Below are 25,820 nucleotides of genomic sequence, written 5' to 3'. Positions count from 1 at the left end.
ATCCTTGTCGATTCACGGATCGGATATTGTGCCATAGCGAGGCCCTTCAGGGTCACGGCAGCACCACGATGGGCACCGGGATACGCGCCAGCAGGTCCAGCGGCGCGAGCTCGCTGGAGACCTCGAAGCCAAAGCCCTTTTCGGGACACGCCTGAAACACCTGTGCTGCGCCAAGCGGCTCGACCATCATACCTCCTGTTACACCGTCATCGGCATCACCCATGGCGACTCCCCTCTACCATGATGCAGGAGGTCGCGGACCGCCAGCTCCCGGAGCAAGACAAGAATGGTAGACTCCCAGGCCATCGGATTGGGCAATTCTACTTGGGCAGTGTTGTGACTGCCCGGCCTACCATGACAAGGAGTCTCAGCATGGCCCTGATCATCGGCCTGACCGGGGGGATCGCCTCGGGCAAGTCCACCGTGGCCCGCGCCTTCGCGGCGCTCGGCGCGCCCTGGGTCGACGCCGACGATGTCGCCCGGGAAGTGGTCGAGCCCGGCGAGCCGGCGCTGGCCGAGATCGCCGAGCGCTTTGGCGCCAGGGTGCTCAACGGCGACGGCACCCTCGAACGCCGCGCCCTGCGAGAGATCGTCTTCGCCGATGAGAACGAGCGACGCTGGCTGGAGTCGGTCACCCATCCGCGCATCCGGGAACGGTTGATCGAGTATCTGGCGCACTTTCACGCCTCCGGCGCCCCCTATGGCCTGCTGGTCTCACCACTGCTGTTCGAATCCGGTCAGAGCGAGATGGTCGACCGCACCCTGGTGATCGATGTGCCCGAGGCGCTGCAGATCGAGCGCACCGCCGCCCGGGACGAGGTGGATGCCGCCCAGGCCCGCGCCATCGTCGCCGCCCAGATGCCGCACCACGAACGCCTGGCCCGCGCCGACGACGTGCTGGATAATGGCGGCAGCGAAGAGGCGATGCGCCATCGAGTCAACGAGCTCGATCGGCACTACCGCGAACTGGCGTCCTGACAGTCGGGACAGTCCCACCCCCGCACGGGGACTGCCCCCCTCCCCCCTCGATAGATCCAGAGCCACGGAGCCCCCATGAGCCAATCACAACGCCCCCTGGAAGTCGCCTGCCCCCAGTGCTACAAGAAGGTCGAATGGCGCGATGAGAACCCCTACCGCCCCTTCTGCAGCGAACGCTGCCGGCTGATCGATCTCGGCGCCTGGGCCGATGGCAGCCACCGCATCGCCGGTGAACCGGCCATGGACGAGACCGAGATCGACGAGATGATCCTGCGCGCCGAGCGCGGCTTCCAGGACGAACCATGACCAGCTCATCCTCCCAGCGCCCCGAGTACCGCCTGCTTGCCGAGCTGGAGGCGGCCTTCGACGCCCTGGTCGAGACCACCGCCGCGGTGGCCGAGGCCCATGCTCGCGCCCCCGGCGCCTGCTGGATCTTCGGCGAACCCGAGCCGGTCGACGGCGAAAGAGCCGCGGCCTGGCTGCGCGAGGCGCTGCAGGATGTCTGGTATCAGGATGGCCAGGACGGTCGCGCCACCCGTGCCTATATCGGCCTGGTGGCGGCCGGTGACGAGGTCATGGAGGCCGTGGCGGCGGCCAATGCCACCAAGGCGGCGTTCGCGGCCCTGACCGCCAAAATACGCGACCAGGCGCCGTCATTGATTCCCGAGGCCAAGGCGGTGCTGCCCTTCCGCCACCCGGCCCTGCACGACCACCTGCGCGGCGAGGGGCTGGCCCGGGTCCACCTCAAGCAGTGCTGGCGGGCCATTCCGGCAAGCGAGGCGCCGCTGACCCGGGTGCGTCTGGCCTGGTACTCGAGCGGGCGCTCGATCAAGAAACTGACGGTGCGGGAAGCCGAGCAGAAGCTGCTGACCTTCGACAGCGAGGCGCCGCATATCCGCATCCAGCTGCGCAAGCTTGCCGGCATTCCCAGCGGAGAGCCCCTCGCCCAGGTGCAGCGCCAGGCCCCGCTGATGCGCGCCAACCTCTTCTATCGCGAGCCGCTGGAGGATGGCCGCACCCGGCGCGCCATGAACGTCGCCCTGCCGCTGTTCGTGCCCTCGCCGGATGGCCGACTACCCGACCATAACCTGCCGCCCCTGCAGCCCCCCGAGACCCGCACCCGCGCCCGCCGACGCGACGAGAAGCTCGAGGATGAGCCCTTCCTGCCCAGCCTGCGGGTCTATCGTTATCGTTGAATCAAGCTGACAACCTGCTGGTCGACACCGATGTAGTGTTCTCTCGCACCCCACCTTCACCCGCCAATGGATTCATGCCATGCCCTTCACCGAAGCCAAGGAGCACGCGCCAGGCCGCCTGCACAGGATCTTTACCGACCCTTATACCGCCTTTGGCAATATGGCAACGGAACGGCTACTGCACCTGCAAGTCGCCCTGGCCGAGCTGGTGACCCGCCCCCTGCGACAACGTACCCTTCTAGTACGACTCATCCATGGCTGGGAAAACGGCGAGTGTGCGCCGGAGTCGCTACGCCATGGCGATTACCGCCTCGGCTCTCTCGACGAACTGCGTGCCCTCGAAGCCCATCATCGTGAGACCTTCGAGTACCAGGCTGACGACACGGGAAACCCTGGCGAGCTGCTCGCCAGGCCACTCGTGAAGGCCATTGAGCGTGCCGAACAGGCCGGTCTCGCCATCGATGAAGAGACCCGCCACAACCCCTCGCGCTGGCCCGCCTTCACCGATGGCCTCGCGCTGTATACCCTGTTCAAGGTCTATCACCGGCTTATCTATGGTGAGGATGCCCCCTACCGCTCCATCCACCTTCGACTGGCGGAAGGCGAAAGAGAAGTGCATGAGTTTCATCTCGAGGAGGGCGAGTTTGCGGTTATCACGCCCTGCGGGAACACCGAGGGGGAGAGCCTGCTGATGCTGCACCCCAGCCAGCTCCCCTCCATGCTGAGGCTGCTGGAGAACACCCGACGAGCGGAGGAGCCGGCCCATTAGCGGCCGCCGATCATCGGGCCTGAATCATCACCTCGACCCGCCGATTACGCGCCCTGCCCTCGGCCGTCTCGTTGCTTTCCAGCGGCCGCGTATCCGCCATCCCCACGGCGCGCAGCCGCGATGGCTCAACCCCTGCCGCCACCAGCGCCTCGACAATGGCGATGGCACGCCCGCTGGAGAGCGCCCAGTTGGAGGGGAAGCGCTCGGTGCTGATCGGACGACTATCCGAGTGCCCCTCCACCGAGACCTCCCCTGGGTAGCGCTCCACCAGCTCGCGCAGCCGACCGGCAACCAGCGCGGCCCCCGCATCGGTCAGCTCGGCGTCGGCCGTGGGGAAGAGCAGCCGGTCCTCGACCCGCAGCCGCACGCCTTCGGGAACCCGCGACACTTCCATGCCCTCCAGGTCGGGCAGATAAGGTGCCTGGGGCAGTGATTCCGACACGAAACGGGCCCCGGCTATCGCCCGCTCGTCCACCTCCTGAAATCCGGCCGGGGGATTGTCCGTCAGGATCAGCAGGGTATTGGCGAGCGGTGCATCAAGGTCCAGGCCGCTGGGCAGCACCATGGACGGTGCCGAAACCGGTGCCGGTGCGCGCCCATCAGGCGAGCGGCGAGCCAGCGGCAATGGCGGCGTCGGCCCACGGTCGGGGAGCCCCGCCACGCCCAGCGCCGCCGAAATGGCCGAGGGTGCCAGCTCCCCTGCCGGCAGGGGGGCGCTCCGGCGCCGAAGCCTCGCCTCATGCAGCAACTCGGGCAGAGGAATACCCAGTCTCGGCACCGCCGGTGTCGATGCCGCTGCTTCGGCTTCCATCTCGTCAGAATTCACCAGACTCGGCCCGACACCGATACTCCCGAGCGCAATGATCAGCACCAGCAGAACCACCAGCAGCGTCATCACATCGATATAGCTGATCATCCAGCCGCCCGGGTCATCATCCGGCGGCAGCGGCTGCATCAGGTTGGCGTGTCGCCCGCGTCCGCGGTGCTCGTCGATCATGGTGCCCGGGCCTTTCCAGAATTTACGCGAAAAAGTGCAACCTTAGGGTGACACCCCCCCCAGCACAAGCTTACGACTGCTGCGCCCCTTCACGGACCTGCTCTCGAACCGGCCAAAAATGCCACCCTGGCGCCTCAAGCTTTATCCTGCCTGGCCGATAGGGCAATCATTGATGCTGCACGATGTGCCTCTTCGATCATCGCCACGATGGAACCCCCATATCGCCCACCGCTGCAAGGACACGCAATGCCCCAGTGTGCTCGAGGACCTCACCGCTGCGCCCGTTGCGATGGGCCGCTACCTTTCGACTTCACCATGGCCTTTCAGCCTATCGTTGATCTTGCCGGCGCCCGGGTGACCACCTACGAGGCCCTGGTAAGGGGGCCCGGCAATGAATCCGCCTGGAGCGTGATCTCGCAGGTGACCGATGACCTGATGTACCGCTTTGACCAGGCGTGTCGCATCAAGGCCATCGAACTGGCCAGCCAACTGGACATGCGCGAGCGGCTGTCGATCAACTTCCTGCCCAATGCGGTGTATGAGCCGGAAGCCTGCATCCAGGCCACACTCGAGACCTCGCGAAGGGTTGGCTGGCCCACCGACCGGCTGGTCTTCGAGTTCACCGAAACCGAGCGCGTTGTCGACCGGGCCCACCTCAAGCGAATCGTCAACAGCTATCGTGAAATGGGCTTTACCACCGCCCTCGATGACTTCGGCAGCGGTTATGCCAATCTGGACCTGCTCACCGTGCTGGAACCCGACAAGATCAAGGTGGACCGGGAGCTGGTCATGGGTTGCCATCAGGACCGTCGTCGCCAGGCGCTGCTGCATGCCATTCGCCGGCTGGCAACCGAGCTGGAGATCACCGTGATTGCCGAAGGCGTAGAAACCCGCGAAGAAGCCCTCTGGCTGGGACGCGCCGGCATGACCCAACAGCAGGGTTTCTTCTATGCCAGGCCGTCACTCGAATCCCTGGGAGAGGACCTCTCTCCGCGCCTGAAGGCGCTGCAGCGAGAGCTTCGAGGCGGGCTTCAAGAAGGTTAATTGCAGACTGGTGTGAACAGTCTCGGGAACATGTGGCCGGATAGCCGATGGTGCATCCGGCCACATCGTGGATCCCCACCACGCCCGGTGCGCTATCGCTTACCGGGTCTACAAGCCATTGTGGGAACCCGATTTATCGGCGATAGCCCTGGTTGGTCGCCTCAGGCAGCCACGATATACAGCCAGTTCTTGCCGTGGCGCTTGGCGGTATACATCGCCTGGTCAGCCTGGCGAAACAGCGGGTCGGCATCCGCCCAGGGTTGCAGGCGCCACCATCAGGCACCCCAGTACGGCAAGGAGATCGCGACGCTGCATGCAAATGGCACCGAAAAGCGAGGGAAGAGTCGAAGTATGCTAGCCGAGCTGCACCGTTTATATAAGCCTTCACCGAAGGAAGTGCAGGCCAGGGTCTCGGTCCGCCCCGGGTTTATCCCAGGCGTTCAATGGCGAGAAAGCGCCCGGCGTCGCTGAAGGTCAGCCGATAGATACCACTCACGCCAGTCCGCGTTACCACACGTCGCAGCGCTTCGGCGGGAAACACCACTCGCCGACCGTCGAGGCTGCGAGTATGTACCTGGCCCACCCGCCCCTCGTAGTGGGCCAGGCAGGCTTCGTAGCTGAGTTCGATGACCACATCGATACTGGGCATGGGCGGGGCGAGTTGCAGCAAAAACAGAAGATGTTAATACTCTACCAGAAACGCGGCCCGCCCGGCGGGCCCTTTCGGTCGAGGTAGATCATGTTTGCGACAACCGTGGTTGGCCCCCGCCGACCCCTCACCCAAGGACCACCAGGTCGCCGCCCGTGCCCGCGGCTACATGATGGCGGCACAGCTGGAGCTGGCACAGCAGCAGAGCGAAATGGACGATGCCCGCGAGGGGGTAAATGACGACAGGCAGCAAGGCTCCTCCTCGCTTGATGCAACCTCCGAGCGCCCGGCCGCGGCAGCCGACACCAATGACAGCCGCGGTGCCGGCCCGCCCTCGGCCGAGCTGGCACTGAGTCGCTACGACACCATCGCACGCGCTGGCAGCGCCATGACGCCGACCTGACCGCTTCTCCCGCGCTAAAACACCGGCCCGCACAGCGGACCGGTGCCCCAGAGCCAGCTGACAGCGGAATCATGGCCTTGCATCCTCCGCCAAGCTGTCCCTAGAACGCTTCCCACTGGGGTTCTTCGCGGGTATTGGCCATCGCCCCGCCGACCGGCACCTTGGCCTTTTCAGCACCCAGCTGTTGGTTGCGATCGTCCGCTGAAGCCTCCCTGGGCGGCATGAGAGGCGCCACGGAGTGCGCCTCTCCCGTACCGTGCGCGGCGGCATTCAGCCTGAAGGAGCCAGTCAGCTTCGCCAGGCGCCTGGCCTCGCCCTCCAGGTTGGCCGATGCCGTGGAAGTCTGCTCCACCAGAGACGCATTTTCCTGGGTCACGGTATCCATCTGCGTGATGGCGGCACCGATCTGGTCGGCACCGGACTGTTGTTCCGTGGCCGAGAGCGCCAGCTCATCGACCAGACCAGCGACCTGGCGAATGGCATCCACCACCTCGCGGATCTTCTCGCCACTGCGCCCCGCCTGGCTGGAGCCCTCGCTCACCTGACGCGTCACCTCCTCGATCATGCGGCGAATCTCCTGGGACGAGTCTGCCGTACGGCTCGCCAGGGTACGTACCTCGCTTGCCACCACGGCAAAGCCACGGCCATGCTCGCCGGCGCGGGCCGCCTCCACCGAGGCATTGAGCGCCAGGATATTGGTCTGGAAGGCGACGGAGTCAATCAACTCGATGACCTCGCCGATACGCCGCGAGCTCTCCTCCATGTCGCGCATCTTGGCCACTGTCTCCTCGACCTCGTGGGCCCGGACTCGGCCTGCTGGGCCGCCTCACGGGAAAGTTGATTGGCGCGCCCGGCGGTCTCAGTGTTCTGGCGCACCGTCGAGACAATCTGCTCCATGCTGGCGGCGGTCTCCTGCAGCGCCGAGGCCTGCTCCTCGGTGCGTGAGGCGAGATCCTGGCTGCCCGCGGCGATATGCGCCGCACCGGTGGCTACGCTGTCACTGCTCTGCTGCAGGGTGCCCGCCAGTTGGCGCAGCCACTCCTGCATGTCGCAAAGCGCACCTAGCAGCCGACCAATCTCGTTGCGCCCCTGGTCCGAGATGGCCCGGGTCAGATCCCCCTTGGCGATACGCTCACAGTGCTCTACCGCCTCGCGCAGCGGCGCCACCACGCGGCGGGTGATCAGCACAAAGAGCCCCCCGGCGATCAGCAGGGCAAGCACCACCCCCGCCAGCTGCAGACGATCCATCCAGGTCGCCATTGACTCCACCTTGGCATAGCGCATCTCGGCACGCGCCTCGGAGAAACCGATAAAGTCGCGCACCAGCTCGGCCAGGCGATTCCCCGCCTCGGTCACCTGACCACGGTAGGCGAAGATGCCCTCCATATCGCCGGCGAGCAGCGCCTCCTTGAAGCCGGGGCTCACCAGTTCGGCGTAGGTGGCGCCGATAGCCTCCAGGAAACGCGCCCGTTCGCTGGAGGCGCCAATGGTGACATTGCGAAAGGCCTCGATGCGCTCCTCCGCGCGCTGCAGCGCCTCTCCCGCCAGGGCGATCTCGCTGGCCGCCTTCGCTTCCTGATCGGCACGGCTGTACTCCCCGAAGCGCACGATATGGTTGCGCATCTCGGCGATATTGACCTCCATGCGGTTGGCCGCATTGGCCTGGGCGAGATTGATGCGCGCCAGGTCATGCAGCGCAGAACCGCTGACGCCCTGAGCGTGCAGGCTGAGCGCGCTGATCGCCAGGATCAACGCCACCAGGATACCGAAAGCCGTCAACAGGCGGGCACGAATGGATAGATTGCGCATCAAGTTCTCTCTTCAATGGATGCCGCACGGCCGGGGCCGCGGAAGTCTAAGAAAGTGTTATCGGCGTGGCAGGGAGAAACTTTAACTATTAGCCTCCTATCAATTTTTATTCAAAGGAAATACCGGGCCCGCCAGAATATTGACATGCACCTGGAGAACGCGGAGCAGGACCTCGCTGCCATCGAGTCGCTGTGGAGCGACATCACCGCCACCGAGCGAGCGCAACGGCGAGGCCGTGCATGAAGGGGGAAAACTGGTCGATCGCGTCAGCGAGGCGACCCAGGCATCGAGTGCCCTACCGCCTGGCAGGAAACCTCTCTCCGTCAGGGAGCCCTGCCGACCGTGAGACGAGCCACAGCCGAAGCGTCGCCCACGCCAAGGATGAGTGGGAGAGCTGTAAAGCAAAAGACTCCCCGCCTAACCGCGACAGAACGGCCATACCTCCAGCCAGCCGTCGCAGCGGAACTGTGCCTCGCAGCTCGACAGCTGGCGTCGATAGCGCGCCGCGGTGTTGGCCACATCGCGGGCGGCGCGCCGCACCGCCGGCTTGCCCTTCCAGCTGCCACGGCGATAGCCGCCCTGCCCCTCGTGGTAGGCCAGATAGAGATGCTCCGGGTTGTGCAGCGAGACGCCGGTCATGCGCCGGGTACGCGCGTTGACCAGCCGATGAAGTCGGTGGCATGCTTCATGTGCGTGCGCCGCGCGAAGAAGTGCCCGGCGTCGGCCTCATACTCGCCCCACACCGGACCCTGCGCCTGGGCATAGCCGTAGGCCGACGACGGCCGGGCCCAGGGGATAAAGCCGAGCAGTTTCGTGCGCGGCGGCTTCACATGGCTGCGAAAGCTCGACTCCCGCTGGATAAAGGCCATCTGGGTGGCGATCGGCGTGCCCCACTTCTCCTGGGAAGCCCGGGCATAGTCGTACCATTCCGGCTGCTCGCGGAAGATCTCGCAGACGTTGGTCTGGTTCGCCGGCGGAGACGGCGCCAGCATGGCGCAGCCCGAGAGCGTCAGCAGCGCGGCACGGCGACCCACGGTCTCCAGGCCGCTCCCTGGCGTATCGACAACATGGTGACTCTCCTCGTCTTGCAGGCAAGGGGCTCGCATGGATGAACCGCCGCACTATGTCAGATCATCCTGCTCCAGGCCCAGAACCCCGGCGATTCGCTTCAACACACCTAGCGAGCCACCCTTCTTGCCCGACTCTATCTCCGATAGGTAGCCCTGGCCGCTACGCCTGATCCAGCATCACCCGCGTATGCGCCCGCTGCCGGGTCACGGCGTCATCCAGAATCGCCAGCAGCTGGTCGTAGTCTTCGGGCATCTCGGTCACCATGCCGGTGGCCTCGAAGCGTTCGAGGGTGTGCGTCGATGACGGCTTGCAGCTCATCGATCACCCGTTGGTGTTCATCCGCTGTGATACATGTCTCCTCTTCTGCCCGGACCTGGAAACGATAACCAGGCAATATTGGCCGAGTTATCACACAGCCAGGTGTCTTTTCTAGGTGCTTTGCAGTCTGGCGTGATGATCAGCCGCATTACAGTGAATCCCGAACACAGGACACTGCGTGGAACATCCAAACCCGGTGGACCACCCAGATCCGTAGGCCCGGTAAGCACCAGCGCACCGGACATAGAGTGGGCGTCAGTATCACACCCGATGCATCTTTGGCTTATCGAGCCTAGGCGGCACTCCCACCGACTTCACGCCCAGTCTGCTATGCACCTTACTACCTGGCGACCACCGAACGTATCTACTAGATCCTGACCTGTCCCAAGGGCGTGAAAGACAACCTGATGCCCGCCGGCCTGAATCTTAGGCCACCTGCCGCTCGAACACCTCACGCGCCATCCGCATGCCGCGTAGATGTCGCGCCTGGCGGGCGGCGCAACAGGAAGTGAGGCTGGCCGGTGTGCCCACGGCGCTGCCGAATCGCTTGAGCAGCATGGTGGAAGCGGCGATGAAGGCCTCGGGGTCGATGTTCAGGCGGTCGAGCAGCCGGGGAGTGTGGCCCTCTATCAGCCCGCGCTTGTCGGGGCGCTGGCTGCGGCCGGTGGTCTCGACCAGCTCCAGGTAGTCCTCCAGGCTAAAGGGGATGGCCGCGGGCAGCCGAGCGGTGGCATCGAAGGGCATCAGCGGCTGGAGTGGCAGGCTCTCGCACCAGGCCGGCAGCTGGCTGGCCGGCGTTGCCGCATCTTCGGGGGCCGGCTCATCAGGTGTCTCCACTCTTGCCTCCCGCCTTGCCTCCCACCCGGCCATCTCGTCGTCACCTGACAGCTCGGCCAGGCGCTCGGCAACCGAGGTGAAGTTGGAGGCCTCGGGGGTTTGTGCCATACCGGCGCGGATCGGGTTGAGATCCACATAGGCCATGGCGCCGAGAATCGCCGACTCGTCGAGCAGCGCCTGGCTCTTGAAACGCCCCTCCCAGAAACGCCCCTTGGCGCCGTCCTCGGCGTTGGCCTGGCGGGCAATGGATTCATTCAGCACGCGCATGAACCAGGAGACATCCGCCAGCCGTTCGCGGTAAGTCGCGACCAGCGCCCTAACCGCCGCCACCTCCACCGGTAACTGATCGGCACCGGCGCGATAGCGCTGCACCAGCAGTGGCCCGCTGAAGAGCCGCGTCCAGCGGTACAGCACCTCGTCGTCGCTCCACTCGGCGGCCCGCCGGGCGTCCACCTGCACTACCAGATGGTAGTGGTTGCTCATCACCGCGTAGGCCGCCACGTCGATGGCAAAGAGCCCCGCCAGCTGATGCAGCCGCGCCGGTGTTCGTAACTGTTGCCGCTGACGCTATCGACACCACAGAGGAACGCGCGTCGCACGCAGCGGTTGACCAGGTGGTACCAGGGTGTGCTTTCGAGCGAGATCAGCGTGGAGCGGGGCTGGGCCATGGGGAAGCCCTCGGCAGGAGGCTTGTTTGTCAACATAGCCGGCCGGGGCGTGCCGTCAAGTAAGTGGGTGTCCTTTATTTTTAGTTAGCATGCGCAGCGTGTGCGCCTTCTGGTCCCTGACCGCACGATCGAGAATAGCGTGAAGCTGTTCAACGTCCTCCGGCATCTCGGACGCCATGTCGGTTGCCTCGAAGCGGTCGAGGGTGTGCTGGGTATCGTCGATAACAGCTTGAAGTTCATCGATCACGCGCTGGTGCTCATCCGCCGTCATGCCGCCTCCAGAAATAAAAAACCGGCCCCGTAATGGGGCCGGTTCGATGGCATTGCCAAAGGGGTAGCTGCTTCCCTTAGAGCAAGTCTTAGCCCAGCAGAGACAGCACGCTCTGCGGCAGCTGGTTAGCCTGTGCCAGAACCGACGTACCCGCCTGTTGCAGAATCTGGTTCTTGGTCATGTTGGCCACTTCTGTCGCGTAGTCGGCATCTTCGATGCGCGAGCGGGCAGCGGAGAGGTTGGTCTCGTTAGTACTCAGGTTGCTGATAGCATCTTCGAAACGGTTCTGAACCGCACCCAGCTCAGAGCGAAGGCTGTCAACTTTTGATAGCGCATCATCCAGCTTTTTCATAGGGTCGGTAGTAACGCCAGCAAGATCACCTGTGCCTTCAGCCACTTCACTGCCTAACGTAATGCTTACACTACCGTCAGTTTGCGCTTTTCCCTCAGCACTAATATCGTAATAAGAGATACCACCTTGATCATCTACCGCGCGTGCTAGGCGATCACCACTATTATTAGTCACTACACTAATATCATAATCGCTGGCTGTAATACCAGAAGTGCCATCTTGGAAGTCAAAAGAACTTCCACGGTCACCTTCTGCCCTAGCAACTTGACCAGTAATTTCGTTGCCAATATTGACTGTCAGAGCTCCTGAAGCTTCGTCGACAGAATCAATAGAAAATACTTTACCATCAACATCGCCAGCAGTACCGACTACATACTGCTCACCTTCGAAGGTTCTAACTTCATAGTTCCCCGTAGTAAGCGCCTCACCGCCAAACTCATAACCATCAATTGACGTTCCAGCTGAATCAAGCTCAGAAGCAGTAGTTACGGTACCTTCAGCCTGCATGTCAGTCTTATTAAAAAGTACAGAATCAGATGAGTAACGGTCTTCTGCTGCGGACACATCTCGCAAAGTGCTCGACAAATCAAACCCATCAAGACTGAGCGATTTCTGATTAATAGTTTCGAGATTTACACTAATGCTCTCACCGTCGTTAGCTCCGACTTGAATCGCAATAGTGCTAACGTCTTCAGAGAGCACTTTAACGCCATTGAAATCTGTTTCTTCTGAAATGCGATTGATTTCGTTGAGACGTTGATTTACTTCGTCTTGAATGGATTGAAGGTCAGAATCGGAGTTGGTGCCGTTTTGGGCTTGAACGGTCAGTTCACGAACGCGTTGGAGGTTATCGTTGATCTGGTTCAAGGAACCTTCAGCGGTCTGCGCGATGGAAATACCATCGTTGGCGTTACGGCTCGCCTGAGAGAGACCAGTGATCTGGGCGCTCATGCGGTTAGCAATGGCCTGACCGGCCGCATCATCCTTGGCGCTGTTGATGCGCAGGCCGGAGGAGAGACGCTCCATGCTGGTGGTCAGGGCGTTCTTCGACTCGTTCAGGTTCTGCTGACCGATCATCGAGGTGATGTTGGTATTGATCACGGACATGGTGTGATTCCTTCCCGGTAGTTGAGGGCTCCATTGGCGGGCCCGCTGCGTGTGTTACCCAAGGCCCAGCGGGCCTGCCACAACGGCGCCGTTGGCCGTTACTCCATTTAACGACCGCTGTTGAGCGAACTTTAGGGTGAAACGCGATTTTTTTGGCCTGGGCGGCTTGACAGGCCGGGCGCCGGGGCCAGGCGGCGCGTTTGGCCTATACCGCTTTGCCTGCACGGAACGGCAGCGCCCCGGGCCTTGCGGCCGGGGCGCATGTCACAAGCAAGGAGGTCACTCGGAATGGCAGGTGGGGTTATTTACGGCCGAGCTGGGCGTCCAGGGCGTCGAACTGCTGGGTGAGGTAGCTGCTGGTCTGGTTCATATTGGCGATCATGGCGTCGAGCTGGCCGAACTGGGTGCGATAGCGGTCGATGGTGCGCTCCACGCTCGCCTCCATGCGGGTATAGCGCTCGCCCAGGCGCTCCATGCGCCCCTCGGCGCCCTCGATGGAGCGCGATACCAGGCCGCTCTCATCATCGAGCATACGCCCCAAGGTGTCGCCTACGCGCTCGGCCATGCCGGAGCTGCCCTCGCTGCCGGCGAAGAACTCGCCAAGAGCGGCCATATTGCCGCTGACCTGATCGCTCAGCACATCCTCGTCCAGCTCCAGGGTGCCGTCGCGCTGCAGGGTGATGCCCACCTCGCTGAGCATGCTGAGCTCGCTGCCGGGCACGCCGCCGGAGAGCACACTGCGCAGGCGCGACTCCACGGTACGCACGGTGCGGTCGCCGTTGAGCTCGCCGGCCTGGCCGGTTTCGCTGTTGTAGCTGGTCAGCGTGCCGATGGTCTCCTTGAGGGCATTGAACGACTTGACGAAGCCAGAAACCGCCTCGCGCACCTTGAGGGTGTCCTGTTCCACCTTCAGGGTCGTGGGCTGGCCGTCGCCGGTGGTGGCCTTGAGATCCAGGGTGACGCCCTGGATGGCGCCTTCCACGGTATTGTTGGCGCTGGTGATATCGATGCCGTTGACCTTCAGGGCGGCATCCTGGCCGGCCTGTGCGATCACCTTGTTGGTGTTGTCCGCATCGATGACGTTCTGAGTGTCGGTCGAAAGGATGCTCTTGAAGTTGGTTGTCTCGATGGAGGCTTCTTCGCCGGTCTCGCTGGAGTTCAGCGCCAGGCGGTAGCCCTCGCCATCGTTGACGATGGAGGCGCTGACCCCGGCGTTTTCCTTGGCGTTGATGGCGTCGCGGATATCCTCGAGGGTGCTGTTGACGGCGACATCGACGCTAACCGTGACGTTCTGCGGCGGTTCCTGGTCGTCCTTCTCGGCGAAAGTGAGCTCGAGGCTCGTGGCGGTATCGCCGATAATATCGGCATCCGGCGCCGCCACGCGCTGGGTGGCCAGAGTGCCGGCGGTGGCCAACTGGCTTACCTCCACGCTGTAGCTGCCCGGCTGGGCGGTGGCGTCCACGCTGGCGGAGAGCGCGTCCCCTCCCCCGCTGGCCGAGAGGCTCTCATAGAGCGAGGCGTCGTTCAGGGTCGCCACGCTGTCGTCGAACTGGGTCATGGCCGACTGCAGCTTGCCCAGCGCCGAGATCCGCGACTCCTGCTGCTGCTGCTGGGCGACGATGGGCTCGAGCTTGCCCCGCTCGGCGTCGCGTAGCTGGTCGAGCAGCCCGTTCAGGTCCAGCCCCGAGCCGATGCCGAGAGATGAGATACTTGCCATAAGACGCTCCTGTCAAGCCAACGACTGACGAAGAATAGGGTGATATTGCTACCTGGCATCGGCCATCGGTAGGATAACTTTAACCGCTCCGCCCATTACCGGCCATTTACCGGCCAATAAGCCCATTACCGGCCACTTACTGGCCACACGCTGGCATTTATCGGCCAAACGAATACGAGCCTCTCATCGAGACTATCGTCGGCGAGATCCAGCGCGGGGCACGCAATGTGACCGCCTGGGTGGACCGGCTCACCGGCGGGGCGAAGTGCCTGTAGGGCCGGCTCCGCCGGATGCGCCTTTGGCTTATCCGGCCTACAGGAGTGCCGAGTACCGCGAGTACTGTCAGGCCGGCTGCGGCGCGGCATGACGGCCGGCCGTGCGTGGTGCGCCAGGCGCCACATTCTCGCCACCCTGGCCCCGCTCGCTCAGGGTAAAGCTTTCCACGGCCTCGGCCAGGCGGCCGGCCTGCTCCTTCAACTGCTCGGCGGCCACGCTGGACTCCTCCACCAGGGCGGCGTTCTGCTGGGTCACCCGGTCGAGATCGGCCACCGCCAGGTTGACCTGGCCGACGCCATCGCTCTGCTCGCTGGTGGCAGCGGTGATCTCGCCGAGCACCTCGGCCACGCGATTCACCTGCCCGACCAGCGTCTCCAGGGTCTCGCCGGCCTGATGCACCAAGGCGGTGCCGCCCTTCACCCTGGCCTCGGAGCGTTCGATCAGCTCGCGGATCTCGTGGGAGGCCTCGGCGCTGCGCGTGGCCAACTGGCGTACTTCGTTGGCCACCACGGCGAAGCCACGCCCCGCCTCGCCGGCGCGGGCCGCCTCCACCGAGGCATTGAGCGCCAGCAGATTGGTCTGGAAGGCGATGCCGTCCATCACCTTGACGATATCGGCGATCTGACCCGAGGCGTCCTGGATCTCCTCCATGGTGGTGACCACCCGCCGCATCTCCTCGCCGCTCCTGCCGGCCACCTCGGTGGCCGACTGGGAGAGGCCATTGGCCTCGCGGGCGGAGTCGGCGGTATGGCTCACGGTGCTGCTGATCTGCTCGATGGAGGCGGAGGTCTCCTGCAGGCTGGCGGCGGCGCTCTCGGTGCGCCGCGAGAGGTCCTGGTTGCTGTGGGTGATCTCGCCGGCGGCCAGGCGCACCTGCTGGCTGCTGTCGCGGATGGTGCGCATCACCTCTTCCATGCGCGCGACGAAGCGGTTGAAGGCGGCGGCGATCTGGGCCACCTCGTCCTGCCCCTGCTCGGGCAGGCGCCGGGTCAGGTCGGCCTGGCCGCTGGCGATATTGGCCATGGCATCGCGGGCCACCAGCAGGCGACGAAAGGCCAGGCGCAGCAGCACACCCAACAGCAGGGCGGCGGCCAGGGCGACCCCCACCAGGGTGATCAGCGAGCTTGTGAGTACGCCGCGCAGACCGGCGGTGGCCTCATGGTTATCCAGGGCCACCACCAGCTGCCAGTCGGTGCCGGGGATACGCTCGGCGAACAGCCGCACGGCCTGCTCGCCGAGCATCATGGCCTGTGGCTCGCCCGTGGCGGCAAGCGTCGCCAGGCGCTCGGCATCGAGCCCTGCTCCCAGCCGCGAGACCGGCTCCAGCGCCAGCTCGGGGTCGGGGTGCGCGATCAGGGTGCCGTCGGCGGCGGCCAGGAAGGCGAAGCTCGACGGTGTCGGCTCGATGGCTCCCACGCTATCGACGATGGTGCCGATCGCCACGTCGCCGCCGACCACACCGATCAGCCGTCCGTCGCGTCGCATGGGCGCGGCCAGGGTCACCACCAGCTCGTTGGTCGCCACATCCACATAGGGCAGCGTAACGATGGGCTTGCCCGCCTCCACCGCGGCACGGTACCAGCCACGCTCCCGGGGGTCGAAGTCCGCCGGGGCCTCGAAGCCGTTGGAGAAGATGGTATCGCCGCTTTCGGCATCGGCCAGATAGCTCATCTGGAAGCCGCCCGAGGCGGCGAGCTGCTTGAGCGCGGGCAGCGATGCCTGATCGGGCTCGGCACTGGTTTCAACCCCGGTTCCAGTCTCAATCTCGGCCCCGGCCCTGGTCCCCGCCTCGGGCGTTGGCACGGCCTCGAGCATGGTGGTGCGGGCATCGAGCCACTGACCGATGGCCCGGGCATTGCCGCTGGCCACGGCGGCCAGGTTACCGGCCACCTGATCGTCGTTGTGGGACTTCACGGTGAGATAGCTGGCGGTGGTGTTGAGCACCAGGGCGAGGATGATCACCGCCAGGGTGGCGACAAGCAGGCGAAAACGCAGTGAGGTGAACATGGAAGCACTCATGGGTGGAGTGGATCGGGCGGCGTGCGGGTGCCACACGCCTCGGCATTGGCCCGATCTATCGGCGGCGCCATCCGAAACTTTAGCCCCCCCACCCCTCGGTGACTGCCTGCTCACGCCTGGCCAGATAGCGCTCGGCGAAGATGGCCGGCGTTGTCGGGCGGCCGGTGAAGAACCCCTGTATCAGATGAACGGGGTAGCGCGACAGGGCATCGAGCTGTGCCTGGGTCTCCACGCCTTCGGCCACCACCCGCAGCTCCAGCTCCCTGGCCATGCCGGTGACCGCCGCGACGATGGCGGTGCTGCCTCGACTCTCGCCGAGCCCCTGGATAAAGCTGCGGTCGATCTTGATGGTGGTCACCGGCAGCTCCTGCAGATAGCTCAGCGAGGAGTAGCCGGTACCGAAGTCATCGATGGAGAGCCGGCAGCCCAGCTCGCGCAACCCCTTGAGGATGGCTATCGCATTCTGCCACTTGTCCAGCAGCACGCTCTCGGTGAGCTCGAAGCCGATCTGGCCGGGCGGCAGGCGGTAGTCGCGGTAGACCCGCTGCACACGACCGACCAGATCAGACTGCCAGAACTCCCTGGCCGATAGGTTGATCGCGATGCGCGGCGGCATGTAGCCGGCATCGAGCCAGCGGCGCAGCTGGCCCGCCACCAGATGCAGCAGCCTCTCACCCAGCGGCAGGATCAACCCGGAGCGCTCGGCAAGCGGAATAAACTCGCCGGGCGATACCGCTCCGCGGGTGGGGTGCTGCCAGCGCAGCAGCGCCTCGGCGCCTCCCACCTCGCCGCTGTCGCGGCAGATCAGCGGCTGGAGATGAAACCCAAGCCCCTCTCCGGTCTCGGCGGTATTGCGCAGGTCGGTCTCCAGCTGCAGGCAGACGGCATCCTGTTGATGCATGTCGGCTCGAAACAGGCGATAGGTGTTGCGACCCTCCTGCTTGGCCTGATACATGGCCGAGTCGGCGCAGCGCACCAGCGCGGAGGCCGTGGTGGCATCGTCCGGATAGAGGCCGATGCCCAGGCTGCAGCCGACCCGAAACACCTGGCCGTCGATCTTGAAGGGTTCGCCGATGGTGTCGATCAGGCGCCGCGCCACCCGGGTGACCTGGTCGACCTCCTCCACATCGTTGAGCAGCACGATAAACTCGTCACCACTGAGCCGCGCCAGGGTGTCATCCTCACGCAGCCCCGCGTGCAGCCGCTGCGATACACGCAGCAGCAGCTCGTCACCGGCGGCATGCCCCAGGGCATCATTGACCTGCTTGAAGTGATCGAGATCGATAAAGATCACCGCCAGGCGCCTGCCCTGGCGGTGGGCGTGGCGCAGCGCCAGCTTCAGGCGGTCGTCGAGCAGGCGTCGATTGGGCAGGCCGGTCAGCGGATCATAGTAGGCGAGTCGCTTGACGCGCTCCTCGTTCTCGCGGATATAGGTGATATCGCTGAACAGCGCCGCGTAATGGGTCACCTCGCCCTCTTCATCATGGATGGCGGTAATCGTCAGCAGCTCCAGATAGAGCTCACCACTCTTGCGCCGGTTCCAGATCTCGCCGCGCCAGCAGCCCTGCTCCTGCAGGGTCTCCCACATCTCGCGATAGAAGGCGGCACTCTGACGCCCTGAGGAGAGCATGGCCGGCGTTTTCCCGACCGCCTCCTCCAGGGTGTAGCCGGTCATCTGCGTAAAGGCCGGGTTGACGAACTCGATACGCGTATCGGCATCGGTGATGATGACCCCCTCCAGCGAGGAGTCGATCACCTTCTCGGCCATCTGCAGATGGAGGCGTGACTGGGTCAGTGCCCGGTCGCGCTGCTCCAGCGCCTCACGCAGATCCTTGAGATAGAGATGCTCGGCCCCGAGCAGGATATCGCCAAATCCCAGCAATCCCACCACCTCCCCCTGGTCGCTCAATACCCCCAGGTGACGTACCCGATGATCGATCAGCAGATCACGCGCCTTCAGCAGCGCGTCGCTTGCCTGTACGGTCAGCAGCGGCCGGCTGGCCAGCCCACCGACCGACGTTCCCCCCGGGTGGCGGGCGACGAAGCGCACCATATCACGCTCGGTCAGGATGCCCAGCGCGCCCGCGCCGCAATCGATCACGGCGGCATCGCAGCCGGCCTGCTTCATCCGGCGCGCCGCCTGGCCCAGCCCCGTATCACCCGACAGCTGCAGCGGCCGGCCACGCATGGTGCTGGCCACGTCGCGCAAGCGCAGATAGGGCTCCAGCCCCTGGTTCAAGGCGACATCGGTCTGGGTGATGATCCCCAAAGGCGCCTGGCGCCTGTCGACAACCAGCAAGTGGCGATGCCCCTCGCTGGCGAAGTGCAGGGCCGCTTCACCGATGGACGCCCCCTGGCGCAGGGTGGCCACCGGCGAGCTCATCACCTCGTCGATCGGCACCCGCATGGCGGCGGGGTCATCGAAATCGATACTCAGGCAGTCATGTTCGGTCCAGATACCAACGGCGCGGCCCTCCTCCATCACCAGGATGGCGCTGCAGCACCGCTCTGCCATCATCGCCGCCGCCTCGCACAGCGGCGTCTGGCGCCGGCAGCTCAACAGGCTGGTCTGCATGATGCGGTCTACGGGGAAATCTTGCGCCATTTGGGTCTCATAAGGTCAGGATGAAAATAGCGTCAGGACAAGACTGACACGGCCCGCGGTAACGACGCACCGGATAGCGCCGAGGCCGCCAGCCACCCAGGCGGCCATCAACTGGTCAGCCGACAGGCACGCGTGCGGGGCGGGCCCTCTGCCGAGGGCGGTGTCACCTGCATGGCCAGCGCCGTCCACTCATGCTGCCCGGCCCACTCGGTGAGCCAGCCCGGCAAGTCACTGCTGGGCATGGGCTTGGCGATGCCATAGCCCTGGGCCTGGCCGCAACCGAGCGCCAGCAGCCGCCTGGCATGCTCGATGGTCTCGACGCCCTCTGCCAGCATCGGTCGCTGAAAGCGATTGGCCATGAAGATAACGCTCTCGACGATGGCCAGGTCACCGGGGTCATCCAGCATATCGCGCACAAAGCTCTGGTCGATCTTGATCAGGTCAACCGGCAGCTGTCGCATATGGGTCAGCGAGGAGTAACCGGTGCCGAAGTCGTCGATGGCGAAGTCGATGCCCAGCGCCTGGCAGCGGCGCATGGTCTCCAGCGCCGCCGGCAAGTCGCCCAGGGCGGTACTCTCGAGTATTTCCAGCTTCAGGCGCGTGACGGGCACCTCCGGGTAGCGTGACAGCATCAGCGAGAGGCGCTCCACAAAGTCATCCGACAGCAGATGGGTGGGGCTGATATTGACATTGACCGGTAGCTCAAGGCCCTCCCTGCCCCAGGCCTGGAGCTGGCGCAGCGCTGCCTCCAGCACCCACTCGCCGAGTAGATCATCGAGGCTGCTGCCTTCGATCAGCGGCAGGAAGGCCCCCGGCAGCAGCAGCCCCTTCTCGGGGTGCTGCCAACGCACCAGCGCCTCCAGCCCGATCACTCGGCCGTCGAACATATCGACCTGAGGCTGGTAGTGCAGGCAGAGCTCGTTGTCGGTGATGGCCTGCCGGAAGCGCCTGCGCTGTTCCTCTCTGGCCTGCAGTTCACGGTCGAAGCGCGAGTCGAAGACATGAAAGTTGTTGCGGCCTTGCTGCTTGGCACGATGCATCGCCTGGGTGGCATGGCGCAGCAGGACATCGCCATCCACATTGTCCTGAGGGTAGAGGGCCACCCCCAGGCTGACCGTCACCCTGAGCGTGGCCCCCTTGAGAAACAGCGGTGCCGAGATGCTGTTGAGCAGCCAGGTCAGCGTCTCCTTATCGGCCCCCTGTTGAAGCAGCAGGGCAAATTCATCGCCGCCGATGCGCGCCAGGATGTCATCACCCTGCACGAGATGGCTGATGCGATGGGCCAGCTGGGTAATCAGCTGATCGCCTATCTCCTGGCCATGGCTGTCGTTGATGGCCTTGAAGTGATCCACATCGAGAACACATAGCGCCAGCTGGGCACCACGCCGCTTGGCATGCTCGATGGACTCATTCAGCAACTGACCGAGCAGCTCGCGATTGGGCAGCCCTGTCAGGGCGTCAAAGTAGACCTCCCGTCCCACCTTGCGGCCAGAAGAAGCCAACGCCATCAGATCGGAGAGCACCATCAGATAGTGATCGCGCCCGCCATCGGCATCCCGAATACATGACAGGGAGAGAAGCACGGGTGCACTCTGCCCCATCCGGTTGCGAAACATGAGCTCGGCCTTCACATGGTCACCGCCGCGCAGCATCTCGCAGAAATCCATGGCCAGGCGGCTTTCGTCGAGCAGCTCGCGTATGCAAAGCCCCTGCACCTGCGCAGGCTCCACTCGGGCCAGCTCGGCGAAGGCGTCATTGGCGGCCAGCACCTTGAAGCCGGCATCGGCAATCACCATCGCTTCGCCCGCCTGATGGAAGGCCTCCTGCATCAGCGTCGTCATCATTCGCTTTCCACCCTAATGCAGTTGCGCCCCGCCTGCTTGGCGCGATAGAGGGCATCGTCGGCCCGGGCCAACATCGAGCCGGTATCATCACCCGGGCGGTACTCGGCGATTCCGGTGCTGATCGTCACCGCCAGGCCGTTGAGGCGCGCCTCGGCGACCCGTTGACGCAGACGTTCGGCGAAGCTGGCCGCCCCCTTGAGAGGGGTGTCCTGCAGCAGAATCGTAAACTCCTCGCCGCCCCAGCGGCACAGGATATCGGTGGCGCGCAGCGTCCTCGCGACCCGTTCGGCGAGGCGCTTGAGGATGGCGTCACCGACATCATGACCATGGCGGTCGTTGACCTGCTTGAAGTGGTCAATATCAAATAACAGCAGGGAAAAAGGTGCCTGATCCCTTTCGGCCTGTTCCAGAGCATGGCAGAGGGTGGCATCGAAGGCGCGTCGGTTGAAGGCGCCGGTGAGATGATCCCGTGTTGCCTGGCGCTCCAGCTCGTCCTCCATGCGCTTGCGTTCGGTGATATTGTGGAACACCGCAACGAAATGGCGGATCTCGCCCTGGTCATCGTGTACCGCGGTGATCGACTGCCACAAGGGATAGACCTCGCCGAACTTGTTGCGATTCCAGATCTCACCCTGCCAGTGCGCGGTGTCAAGAAGCGACTGCCACAATCGCCGATAGAATGCCTTCCCATGGCGCCCCGACTTGAAGATCTTGGGGGTCTTGCCGACCACCTCCTCCTCGCGATACCCGGTGATATCGGTGAATGCCTGGTTGGCGCGCTCGATCCGCATCTCGGCGTCGGTAATCATGGTCGCCTGCCCGGTCTGGAAAACCGTTGCCAGCAGCTCGAGCTCGCGCTCCTGGCGGCGACGCTCGGTGATATCCTCCTTGATGGCGACAAAACTGATTACACTGCCCTGATCATCGCGCACCGGGGTAATCACCTCGGCTTCCAGGTAGCACTCGCCACTCTTGCGCCGGTTGCGTATTTCACCACGCCACACCTCACCGGCCTTCAGCGTCTCCCAGAGATCCCGATAGACCGCGGAGGACGTCTCTCCCGATTGAATCACCGCCGGCGTCTTGCCCAGCAGCTCCTCGCGGCCATAGCCCGTCACATCGAGAAAGCGCTGGTTGACGTATTCGATCTGACCACTGGTATTCGTGATCGCGATGGCGACCGGGCTCTGCTCGACCGCAATGGAGAGTTGATTGAGGCGCTGACGCAGCGCCGCAATGGTGTTCCCGTGACCGGCCGCCTCCTCTCCTCTCGCGCCACGGGCCGACGGCGCCGGCTCCACTCCAGCCTGATTGTCTGCGACGAGCATTCCGTCCCCCAGGTTTGACTCACACTGTCGGCTCGGCATGTTGCCTTCCTGTTATTGCTGGCTGATACAAGGAGCAGATACAAAGAACAGTTACAAAGAACAACAGACAGGCCGACGGAGCAGGCAGCACTGCCAAAAAGCTGAACGCTACACTACTTTTCCCACATCATCTTGATCTATATCAGGATAAGCGAAACATGCCGACATACCCCTTCTCCTTTCACTCTTCCTCTTCACACTGCCTTTTGCATGATGCCCGCACCCATCCGGCCCTGTTTATTGACCCAGGTCAGAACAACCTTCACCCCACAACAGCTTGACTAAAGCCGCCTCCAGACGGGTCGATAGCCAGGCCAGGCAGGCGCTAGCCGATCCCTCATAACACCACCAACAGCGGTCGCCCCCTCCCTGCCCCACGAACCTTGGCCTACCTCTGAAGGCCCCTGTAAGGGCCGGGAGATACCGAAATGACAGCGCTGTTGAACCGCATCCCCATGGGCTGGAAGTTTGTCGTCGCCCTGACCCTGCCGCTGCTGGCGCTGACGGGGTTCGCCCTGATCGGCATCCTCGAGCGCCAGCAACTGGCAGGCAATATGGAGCAGCTGACGACACTCGCCGAACTCTCTTCGCAAACCGGTGACCTGGTGCATGAGCTCCAACGCGAGCGGGGCATGTCCAGTGGCTATATCGGCAGCGGGGGACGCAGCTTTAATGACCGTCTTGCGCCGCGTCAGCACCCCGCCACCGACGCGCGGATCACGATCTTCACCACGACGGCGGGCGAACTCGACCCCGAGACGCTCGACAGCGAGTTCGGCGAGCGTATCGCCACGATTCATCGCCTGCTGAGGACCCTGCCGGCGCTCCGTCGCCAGGTGCTCGAGCTCTCGATTGGCGCCGAGCCGGCGGTAGTGGACTACACCGCGCTGAACGGCGAACTGATCGCGATGATCGGCCGGGTGGCCCACCTCGCGGATGATGCCGATATCACCCGTCGGCTCGCCGCCTACACCGGCCTGCTCCAGGCAAAGGATCTTGCCGGCATCGAGCGCGCCCTGCTGGCCAACAGCTTCGGCACCAACAGCATGTCGGTGGCGACCCACCGTCGCCTGCTCTCCCTGACCGGACGTGAAGCGGCATTTATCGACAGCTTCGAGGCGCTGGCCAACCCCGAGCATGGGGACCCCCTGAAACGCCTGATGCATGGTGCCGATATGGCAAGGCTCGGCGACATGCGTCAGACCGCCATCGAGCGCGGCCCGCGAGGCGGCTATGGCATCGGTGCCGAACACTGGTTCGACCAGCAGACCCTGAAGATTCAGCACCTCAAGAAGGTGGAGAACAGGATGGTGGGAGACATCCTGGCGCAAGCCACTCGGCTGCGCGAGGAGGCCTACCGGGGCCTGACAGCCTATCTGATCGTTGCCGCTGTCGCGGCCGGCCTGGCCATCGTGCTTGCGCTGATGACCGTTCGCAGCCTGCTGGCTCCACTGTTCCGCAACCTCGCCAGCATCCGGGGGCGCGGCGGCGATCTTACCCAGCGTCTGGAAGCCCCGGGAACGGATGAGCTGTCACGCCTTTATGGCGCCTTCAACAAGGCCTCGGAGGAGACCGAAGCCCTGGTGGGCAGCATTCAACACAACGCACACTCGGTCGAGGTGGCGAGCGGCGAGATCGCCCAGGGCAACCAGGACCTGGCCCAGCGCACCGAGGAGCAGTCTGCCTCGCTGGTGGAGACCGCCTCGAGCATGGAGCAGATCACCGCCACCGTGCGCAGCACCGCCGACAATGCCCGCCAGGCGGAGCGGATGACCGAGGAGATGAACCAGCAGGCCAACGAGGCCAGCCGGGTCGCCGAGGGCGCCAGCCACGCCATGCAGCAGATCCATGCTGCCAACCAGCGGGTCACCTGCATCGTCGAGACCATCGACAGCATCGCCTTTCAGACCAATCTGCTGGCCCTCAACGCCTCGGTAGAGGCGGCCCGCGCGGGGGAGCATGGCCGCGGCTTTGCGGTAGTGGCCCAGGAGGTACGCAAGCTGGCCAGCCGCAGCGCCGAGGAAGCACGGGAGGTCCGTCGCCTGATCGACGATAACGTGGCACGCATCAACGACGGGGAAGCCCTGGTGAATGACACCAGCACCACGCTACAGGCCATTACTCTCAAGGTGAGGCAGGTGGCCGAGCTGATGCACGACATCTCGGCGGCGACCGGCGAGCAGTCGGCTGGCATCGAGCAGATCAACCAGGCGCTGACACAGCTGGAGGAGGTGACTCAACAGAATGCGACACTGGTGGAACAGGTGGCCTCCGCCAGCCGTTCGCTGGACCAGCAGGCCGTTGATATGTCGCGGCTGGCCGGCCGCTTCACGGTCACCCAGCGCGGCGCGCCGGCCCGGCAGCTGCCGGCCGCACGGCGACAGATGGAGCCAGCCTGAGGCAAGGGCCGGCGTCGCAAAGTAAAGTCCTGGCGACGACGGCCGATAGAATAGACGGAGTCCTTGTGTGTCCGTGCTGGTCTGGCGCCAACAAAAACAGAAGATGGGAGCAACAAATGACATTACCACTTGCCGATGCCACCGCCGCCGCGCCCTTCGGGACCATCAACGAACTACCCCCGCGCCAGCGCCTGGATAGCGTACTGGCTCAGCTACCCAACCCCGGCGGCGCCATCTCCCAGGGGAGCTCTGGCGGCGATGCGATCAGCCAGGATGCACTGGTAGCCCCCGTCCAGCGCATCAACGAGACCATGCGCGCCTTCGGGCTGGAGTTCGAGCTCTCGGATATGACCGAGCGCCCCGTGACGCGCATCGTGGATCGCGACAGCGGCGAGGTGATCCGCCAGATTCCCGCGGAGGAGCTGCTGCGGGTCGCGGAGCGCCTGGAGGAGCTCAAGGGCAATCTGGTCCGCACACAGGCGTGATCAACGCCGGCGACATCGACCGAGAGTGTCGACGAAAGTGCCGGCGACAGTGCCGGAAAGCCTCCTGCATCAAACCTGCATGTTCATGATGTCCTTGTAGGCCGTCACCAGGCGATTGCGCACCTGGGTGCCCATCTCGCTGGCAATGCTGGCCTTCTGCATATCCACCATCACATCGTTGAGCTCGACCCCGGGCTCGCCGGCCTGAAATGCCGCAGCCGTATCGGCAGACTCGAGCTTGAGGTCATTGATACGATGGATGGCATCATGCAGCTCGCCGGCAAAGCCCCCACCGACGCGCGTATCCACCTGCTGGCCACCCGCCTGACCAGCCGCCTGGGACGCAAGGGACTGCATCTGGGAAAGAACGGATTCGATTGCTGGCGTGCTCATTGCCACCACTACCTTATGCAAGACCATTGATGTCGACCCGCTCATGTCGGGCGACCCCGTCATGTCGACCCGCCTGTATCGACGTATTGATGCGGAGCTTTCGAGAAACGGAGTCTCAAGAAGCGGATTTCCCGGCTAGCCTATCACCCCTGCCCCGAAACCAAACGAGCAATTGACCGACAAAAGAGTGGCTTTTCATTCCTTTAGGGTGGCGGCAAGCCCGGATAATGGCGTCCATCATAGTAC

Annotated in this window: 23 protein-coding genes and 1 pseudogene; 8 read left to right on the top strand and 16 right to left on the bottom strand. The window is 64.2% G+C overall.

What is annotated here, in order from left to right; translation table 11 throughout:
* Window positions 1-52: 52 nt before the first annotated feature.
* Window positions 53-187 (bottom strand): hypothetical protein, encoded by a 135-nt coding sequence (locus RM463_RS06915; RefSeq protein WP_311429519.1) that lies wholly within the window; start codon window positions 185-187, stop codon window positions 53-55.
* A gap of 191 nt (window positions 188-378) precedes the next feature.
* Here RM463_RS06915 and coaE point away from each other — a divergent pair, with 191 nt between their 5' ends.
* The 4 genes from coaE (at window position 379) to RM463_RS06895 (ending at window position 2,943) form a co-directional block, all read left to right on the top strand.
* The gene (gene coaE / locus RM463_RS06910) at window positions 379-978 is read left to right on the top strand and encodes a dephospho-CoA kinase (RefSeq protein WP_311429605.1); all 600 of its coding nucleotides are present in this window, start codon (window positions 379-381) and stop codon (window positions 976-978) included.
* A gap of 75 nt (window positions 979-1,053) precedes the next feature.
* Window positions 1,054-1,284, top strand: a complete 231-nt coding sequence (gene yacG, locus RM463_RS06905) for a DNA gyrase inhibitor YacG (RefSeq protein WP_311429518.1) — start codon at window positions 1,054-1,056, stop codon at window positions 1,282-1,284.
* A complete protein-coding gene (locus tag RM463_RS06900) occupies window positions 1,281-2,174 on the top strand; it encodes a DNA replication terminus site-binding protein (protein WP_311429517.1) in 894 nt (297 codons plus the stop codon). Before yacG ends, RM463_RS06900 begins: the two co-directional genes overlap by 4 nt.
* A gap of 79 nt (window positions 2,175-2,253) precedes the next feature.
* Entirely contained in the window at window positions 2,254-2,943 is a 690-nt protein-coding gene (locus tag RM463_RS06895) for a hypothetical protein (protein ID WP_311429516.1), read from the top strand.
* Window positions 2,944-2,953: 10 nt separating this feature from the next.
* On the opposite strand, the gene RM463_RS06890 is transcribed toward RM463_RS06895, so the two are convergent.
* Window positions 2,954-3,940 carry an OmpA family protein gene (locus RM463_RS06890; protein WP_311429515.1) on the bottom strand — a complete coding sequence of 329 codons (987 nt, stop codon included), beginning with the start codon at window positions 3,938-3,940 and terminating at the stop codon, window positions 2,954-2,956.
* 246 nt (window positions 3,941-4,186) lie between these two features.
* Here RM463_RS06890 and RM463_RS06885 point away from each other — a divergent pair, with 246 nt between their 5' ends.
* On the top strand, window positions 4,187-4,984 hold the full coding sequence (locus RM463_RS06885; protein ID WP_311429514.1) for an EAL domain-containing protein: 798 nt from the start codon (window positions 4,187-4,189) through the stop codon (window positions 4,982-4,984).
* 427 nt (window positions 4,985-5,411) lie between these two features.
* Here RM463_RS06885 and RM463_RS06880 read toward each other — a convergent pair whose 3' ends face one another.
* Window positions 5,412-5,633 carry a DUF2835 family protein gene (locus RM463_RS06880; protein WP_311429513.1) on the bottom strand — a complete coding sequence of 74 codons (222 nt, stop codon included), beginning with the start codon at window positions 5,631-5,633 and terminating at the stop codon, window positions 5,412-5,414.
* Window positions 5,634-5,742: 109 nt separating this feature from the next.
* Here RM463_RS06880 and RM463_RS06875 point away from each other — a divergent pair, with 109 nt between their 5' ends.
* Window positions 5,743-6,036 carry a hypothetical protein gene (locus tag RM463_RS06875; protein WP_311429512.1) on the top strand — a complete coding sequence of 98 codons (294 nt, stop codon included), beginning with the start codon at window positions 5,743-5,745 and terminating at the stop codon, window positions 6,034-6,036.
* Window positions 6,037-6,136: 100 nt separating this feature from the next.
* Here RM463_RS06875 and RM463_RS06870 read toward each other — a convergent pair whose 3' ends face one another.
* The 12 genes and pseudogenes from RM463_RS06870 to RM463_RS06815 all read right to left on the bottom strand — a co-directional run bounded on the left by RM463_RS06870 (window position 6,137) and on the right by RM463_RS06815 (window position 22,258).
* A complete protein-coding gene (locus tag RM463_RS06870) occupies window positions 6,137-6,808 on the bottom strand; it encodes a methyl-accepting chemotaxis protein (protein ID WP_311429511.1) in 672 nt (223 codons plus the stop codon).
* A complete protein-coding gene (locus RM463_RS06865) occupies window positions 6,757-7,845 on the bottom strand; it encodes a Tar ligand binding domain-containing protein (RefSeq protein ID WP_311429510.1) in 1,089 nt (362 codons plus the stop codon). The genes RM463_RS06870 and RM463_RS06865 overlap by 52 nt, the downstream gene beginning before the upstream one ends.
* Window positions 7,846-8,262: 417 nt before the next feature.
* Window positions 8,263-8,837, bottom strand: a pseudogene (locus RM463_RS06860) (lysozyme-like domain containing protein).
* A gap of 238 nt (window positions 8,838-9,075) precedes the next feature.
* Entirely contained in the window at window positions 9,076-9,234 is a 159-nt protein-coding gene (locus tag RM463_RS06855) for a hypothetical protein (RefSeq protein WP_311429509.1), read from the bottom strand.
* 426 nt (window positions 9,235-9,660) lie between these two features.
* Window positions 9,661-10,554 carry a transposase gene (locus tag RM463_RS06850; RefSeq protein ID WP_311429508.1) on the bottom strand — a complete coding sequence of 298 codons (894 nt, stop codon included), beginning with the start codon at window positions 10,552-10,554 and terminating at the stop codon, window positions 9,661-9,663.
* Between the two features lie 240 nt (window positions 10,555-10,794).
* Window positions 10,795-11,010 (bottom strand): hypothetical protein, encoded by a 216-nt coding sequence (locus tag RM463_RS06845; protein WP_311429507.1) that lies wholly within the window; start codon window positions 11,008-11,010, stop codon window positions 10,795-10,797.
* Between the two features lie 88 nt (window positions 11,011-11,098).
* Complete coding sequence (locus tag RM463_RS06840; RefSeq protein ID WP_311429506.1) at window positions 11,099-12,469, bottom strand: FliC/FljB family flagellin; 1,371 nt, start codon at window positions 12,467-12,469, stop codon at window positions 11,099-11,101.
* 301 nt (window positions 12,470-12,770) lie between these two features.
* Window positions 12,771-14,186, bottom strand: a complete 1,416-nt coding sequence (gene fliD, locus RM463_RS06835; RefSeq protein WP_311429505.1) for a flagellar filament capping protein FliD — start codon at window positions 14,184-14,186, stop codon at window positions 12,771-12,773.
* A 342-nt stretch (window positions 14,187-14,528) separates the two neighbouring features.
* Complete coding sequence (locus RM463_RS06830) at window positions 14,529-16,469, bottom strand: methyl-accepting chemotaxis protein (protein ID WP_311429504.1); 1,941 nt, start codon at window positions 16,467-16,469, stop codon at window positions 14,529-14,531.
* Window positions 16,470-16,560: 91 nt separating this feature from the next.
* The gene (locus RM463_RS06825) at window positions 16,561-19,086 is read right to left on the bottom strand and encodes an EAL domain-containing protein (protein ID WP_311429503.1); all 2,526 of its coding nucleotides are present in this window, start codon (window positions 19,084-19,086) and stop codon (window positions 16,561-16,563) included.
* Between the two features lie 107 nt (window positions 19,087-19,193).
* Window positions 19,194-20,930 carry an EAL domain-containing protein gene (locus RM463_RS06820; RefSeq protein ID WP_311429502.1) on the bottom strand — a complete coding sequence of 579 codons (1,737 nt, stop codon included), beginning with the start codon at window positions 20,928-20,930 and terminating at the stop codon, window positions 19,194-19,196.
* Complete coding sequence (locus RM463_RS06815) at window positions 20,927-22,258, bottom strand: diguanylate cyclase (protein ID WP_311429501.1); 1,332 nt, start codon at window positions 22,256-22,258, stop codon at window positions 20,927-20,929. The genes RM463_RS06820 and RM463_RS06815 overlap by 4 nt, the downstream gene beginning before the upstream one ends.
* A gap of 467 nt (window positions 22,259-22,725) precedes the next feature.
* On the opposite strand from RM463_RS06815, the gene RM463_RS06810 reads away from it, so the two are divergent.
* The gene (locus RM463_RS06810) at window positions 22,726-24,696 is read left to right on the top strand and encodes a nitrate- and nitrite sensing domain-containing protein (RefSeq protein WP_311429500.1); all 1,971 of its coding nucleotides are present in this window, start codon (window positions 22,726-22,728) and stop codon (window positions 24,694-24,696) included.
* A 116-nt stretch (window positions 24,697-24,812) separates the two neighbouring features.
* Complete coding sequence (locus RM463_RS06805) at window positions 24,813-25,181, top strand: flagellar protein FlaG (RefSeq protein WP_311429499.1); 369 nt, start codon at window positions 24,813-24,815, stop codon at window positions 25,179-25,181.
* A gap of 69 nt (window positions 25,182-25,250) precedes the next feature.
* On the opposite strand, the gene fliE is transcribed toward RM463_RS06805, so the two are convergent.
* A complete protein-coding gene (gene fliE, locus RM463_RS06800; RefSeq protein ID WP_311429498.1) occupies window positions 25,251-25,574 on the bottom strand; it encodes a flagellar hook-basal body complex protein FliE in 324 nt (107 codons plus the stop codon).
* Window positions 25,575-25,820: the final 246 nt, after the last annotated feature.

It is taken from the genome of Halomonas sp. LES1 (genome assembly GCF_031846005.1).
Taxonomy (GTDB): Bacteria; Pseudomonadota; Gammaproteobacteria; order Pseudomonadales; family Halomonadaceae; genus Halomonas.
This window is presented reverse-complemented; position numbering and strand designations above follow the sequence as displayed.